Raw genomic sequence first — 2,544 nt, 5'->3', positions numbered from 1 at the left:
CGACGGGTTATTATACTATCAACCATATTTCAAATGAAATGATTGATAACGCACATCAAACCAGTGCAAAATATCCCGAAGGAAAGAGTGAGTTTGAGGCATGTGGATTTACAGAAGAATACAGTAATAATTTTTATGCTCCATTTGTGAAAGAGAGCACTATAAAATACGGAATGAAATTGATTGAAATTATTCCTATCAAACAAAACAATACTTTTTTTGTAATTGGAGAAGTTCAAATGATTTTCGTTCCGCAAGAAATAATAACTAGCGATGGTTTTTTAGAAATCGAAAAAGCGAATTCAATTTGTAGCTTAGGAATAGATGGATATTATAAGGCGGAGAAAATTATTAGACTCCCTTATGCCAAGGTGAAGTAGCACCTGCGGAGTACTTCACCTTGTAAAATTATTTTTTCTTTTTGTAAGTAGCGGTTTTTTTATCACCAATCATCTTAATTAACTTTTGTTCAACACCCAATTTTAAATCACGACTAGCAGTTGCAGAAGAAATAGTAGAATGATATTTCAAATAATCTTTACGAGTAAAAGCATCTTCATTCGTTTCTAAAAATAGTTCGAGCCTTTCAGATTCATTCAGTTTACGGGCAGTATTATTAAGCAATAATGATAAAGACTCATCAATTATTTTTAGCATGAATACAATAAACTTTGTTGATGACCCTTCTTTATCAGAGGCGGATAGTGCACGATAGTATTCTTTTTGATTTTTTGCAATTAGTGTCTCAAAAGGTAAGAACTCAAATAACGGATACTCGTTCATTAAAATTAATGTTTGCCACAACCGCCCCATTCGTCCATTTCCATCTAGAAAAGGATGTATGAATTCCATTTCATAATGAAACACACAACTTTTAATTAAGACCAAATCAGCATCAGATTTTAAGTAATCAAACAAATCCGCCATTAAAAATTTCACATTGTGGTGCGGGGGCGCAAGATGTTTAATTAATGAACCGGTAACGATACCTACCCCTTTGCTTCTGAAGGCGCCTGGTTTTAGAATTAATCCCGACATTAATAATTTATGCGCCTTTAAAAAATCTTTTTCAGAATAAAAACGAAACTGTTTTAATTCTTTGTATACAGATAATGCATTTAAAACTTCTTTAATGTCTTTTTCTGGGCCAACTACACGCTTGTTTTCAATGAGCGCTGTAATCTGTTTTTCTGTAAGTGTATTACCTTCAATTCCAAGAGTAGAGTGAATGGTTTTAATTTTATTTTGCTTACGAAGTTTCGGATTCTGTCGAACCAAATGCTTAGCATTCGCTTCCCCTATTTTTTGAGAAATTGCTGATACAAGCCATAAAATTTCAGAAGTGATTGTATAGGGCGGCTTCATTTTGATAGTATCATTTGATACTATCAAAGATAAACAAAAACATGAAAACTATCTAGAAAGCAAACTGGAAACCTCTTCTTTTAAAATCGGCAAGTCTCGAATTATAATAGCCCAAACAATATCGTCTGAAACACTATCATAACCATGTGATATTCTATTTCTCGTATCAACAATTTTTCTTGCACTTGTTATAGCTATATCTGGATTTACTGTAAGTATTCGGTTGGTTGCTTCTCCAATAATTTCAATATTTCTTTCTATTGCTCTACGTGTTTTTAAATCATCGCGAAAAACTTGAAATATTTTTTGTTCTGGTAAAAATGTGTTGATCTCCTCTATTGCTTGAAGAATGTCTGAAAGCCAAACTTTAATTTCCTTTTCCATAAACTAAAACCTTGGTATTGTTAATCACTTCCAATAAAAACTTGTTCTTTAAAGACTTTGATTCTAATAAATCAATATCTCTTTTTAACAACTCGGCTAATTCAAACTTTAAGGCGAAATAATCATCCGCATATAGTAACGGGTCTTTATCTTCTATATCCACAATAAAATCTACATCACTTGTTGGCGTTAGTTGATTTCTTGTGATTGAACCAAATGCAAACAACGAGGCTACATGATGCTGTTCACATAGCAATTTTATTTTGTCAATATTGTATAAAATCAAGTCCATTATTGCAAATATACTGATTCAATTAAGGCGATAAAATACCAAATAACCAACATAGAATAAAATCAATTCTCTATATCTTCTAAAATACTCGCAGCAATTCGTAATGGAGCACCGCTACCACCACCAATTTTCATTGGTAAAGCCATAATCTCAAATCCTTTTAATGGCAACTGATCAAGGTGTGCTACATTTTCAAATCCCGGAATGTTAGCCCCTAATAAAATTTGGTGCGTTTTAAAATCTTTCGACTGACCATAGTCCATGCTCGGAGTATCTAACCCTACCGCCTTTGCTTTTTTTGTTTGTACTAACCATGTTGCAGCCTCTGGACTAATTCCTGGAAAATGTAATAGCGGAATAGCGGCCTCTCCTTTTAATGGAGAACCAAAATACTTTTCACGATTTGGATAAAATTGTCCGTAGCCAGTGCGGAATAAAATAATGGTTCCTGTTTTAATTTCTCCATTTGCCTTTTCCCAATCTTGTAAGTCGGCAACGGTTAT

The 2,544-nt window shown here is 33.3% G+C and carries 5 protein-coding genes; 1 reads left to right on the top strand and 4 read right to left on the bottom strand.

Features of this window, described 5'->3' with window-relative positions; translation table 11 throughout:
- A partial coding sequence (locus ACKOWY_RS02705; RefSeq protein ID WP_408939905.1) for a flavin reductase occupies positions 1-380 on the top strand: 380 nt, incomplete at its 5' end.
- Between the two features lie 28 nt (positions 381-408).
- On the opposite strand, the gene ACKOWY_RS02700 is transcribed toward ACKOWY_RS02705, so the two are convergent.
- The 4 genes from ACKOWY_RS02700 to ACKOWY_RS02685 all read right to left on the bottom strand — a co-directional run.
- The gene (locus tag ACKOWY_RS02700) at positions 409-1,365 is read right to left on the bottom strand and encodes a Fic family protein (protein ID WP_408939904.1); all 957 of its coding nucleotides are present in this window, start codon (positions 1,363-1,365) and stop codon (positions 409-411) included.
- 48 nt (positions 1,366-1,413) lie between these two features.
- Entirely contained in the window at positions 1,414-1,749 is a 336-nt protein-coding gene (locus tag ACKOWY_RS02695; protein WP_408939903.1) for a DUF86 domain-containing protein, read from the bottom strand.
- Positions 1,733-2,041 (bottom strand): nucleotidyltransferase family protein, encoded by a 309-nt coding sequence (locus ACKOWY_RS02690; RefSeq protein ID WP_408939902.1) that lies wholly within the window; start codon positions 2,039-2,041, stop codon positions 1,733-1,735. Before ACKOWY_RS02690 ends, ACKOWY_RS02695 begins: the two co-directional genes overlap by 17 nt.
- Positions 2,042-2,103: 62 nt before the next feature.
- The coding region (locus ACKOWY_RS02685) for a cyclase family protein (protein ID WP_408939901.1) at positions 2,104-2,544 on the bottom strand (441 nt) is incomplete at its 5' end.

This window comes from Flavobacterium sp., from assembly GCF_046073885.1.
In the GTDB taxonomy this organism is placed as follows: domain Bacteria; phylum Bacteroidota; class Bacteroidia; order Flavobacteriales; family Flavobacteriaceae; genus Flavobacterium.
Note: the sequence above shows the minus strand (reverse complement) of the source record. Positions and strands in the feature narration are given on the sequence as shown.

Bases quoted from the DNA above. Each gene is read 5' to 3' on its own strand.
- ACKOWY_RS02700 (WP_408939904.1), bottom strand. From the start codon at position 1,365: ATGAAGCCGCCCTATACAATCACTTCTGAAATTTTATGGCTTGTATCA.
- ACKOWY_RS02695 (WP_408939903.1), bottom strand. From the start codon at position 1,749: ATGGAAAAGGAAATTAAAGTTTGGCTTTCAGACATTCTTCAAGCAATA.
- ACKOWY_RS02690 (WP_408939902.1), bottom strand. From the start codon at position 2,041: ATGGACTTGATTTTATACAATATTGACAAAATAAAATTGCTATGTGAA.